The organism is Paraburkholderia sp. IW21, from assembly GCF_041321145.1.
Taxonomy (GTDB): domain Bacteria; phylum Pseudomonadota; class Gammaproteobacteria; order Burkholderiales; family Burkholderiaceae; genus Paraburkholderia.
The window spans coordinates 1-1,283 of record NZ_JBGGWA010000028.1; the positions used below are offsets into that span (position 1 = coordinate 1).

The window sequence follows — 1,283 nt, forward strand, 5'->3', positions numbered from 1 at the left end:
GACGCGAGCAGCGCCCCGAGTCCCGCCCCGCCGCCGCCGATCAGCCCCGACACCGCGCCGCGATACTTCGGCGCGACGGATTCCGTGCCGATGGTGTGCGTCGAAGCAACCACGCCGCCGACGAACACGCCCTGGATCAGGCGCAGCAGGAGGAAGAGAATCGGCGCGAACAGTCCGACTTGAGCGACGGTCGGCAGCAAGCCGAACGCGGCCGTCGACAGCCCGACGCCGACCACCGCGACGATCATCGCGCCTTTACGGCCACGGCGGTCGGCGTAAGAGCCGAAGAGCGCGGAGCCGAGTGGGCGCATCAGCAGTGTTACGGCGAACGATGCATAGACTGCCGCGAGAGAAAGCATCGCATGCTCGGATGGGAAGAAAAGACGCCCCACCACTGGCGCGACATACAACAGCACGAACAGGTCGAACAAATCCAGTGCCCAACCGAAACACGATGCTGCCACTGCGCCCATCACCTGCCGCTGATCGACTGCGGGCACGGCTGCGCCATTTTGCGCTGCTACGGACATTTCCATCTCCTTGAATGTCACCGAGCCGTCTCTCGATCGACCCCGTGTTGAAGGCACGTTGTACTTGCGTGCTCTTGTTGACGTTAAAGAAAACTGTCAGTGCGCGGCGGCGAGCGGCGTCGTACTCGATGCACTCCCTGCGCGTTGCTTCGTGACCATCGCGTCGGCGATCTTCTCGGCGATCATGATGGTCGGGATATTCGTGTTGGCCGACGGCAGCCGCGGCATCAGCGATGCATCGACGACGCGCAGGCACTGCGTTCCATGCACGCGGCCTTCGGTATCCGTGACTGCGCCGCGCTCGCGCGCGTCGCCCATGCGGCATGTCCCGCTCGCATGCCATACGCCGAAGACATTCGCGCGGATGAAGTCCGCGAGCGCGCGCTCGTCGGCGAGCAACGCGGACATCTGCAGCCCGCGCGTGAAGAAGCGTCCGATCAGCACGCGGCGGATCGGCGCGGGTGTCTCGAGCAGCATGCCGAGCATCGACGTCAGCAGCGCATTGCCCTGGCCGACGCGGCTCAGCGCCTTCACGCGCGGCGAGAACGCAGCGGGGAAAAAGTCGCGCTGATCGTGACCGAGGCCCGATGCCGCGACGACCTTCGCCAGCATCCGCACGCCGACCGCAAGCCGTTCGAGGTCGCGCTCATCGTCGAGCAGGTTGAGTTCGACGCGCGGCGCGACCGCTGCATCGGGTGAAGCGAGTTGCACGCGGCCGCGCGAATAAGGCCGGTTGCACCACAGGAAGAAGAG

General features: G+C 65.7%; 1 protein-coding gene and 1 pseudogene. Both read right to left on the minus strand.

Annotated elements, in window-relative coordinates; translation table 11 throughout:
* Positions 1–530, minus strand: a pseudogene (locus ACAX43_RS32815) (MFS transporter); the annotation flags it as partial.
* Positions 531–626: 96 nt separating this feature from the next.
* A partial coding sequence (locus tag ACAX43_RS32820; protein WP_370712472.1) for a GMC oxidoreductase occupies positions 627–1,283 on the minus strand: 657 nt, incomplete at its 5' end.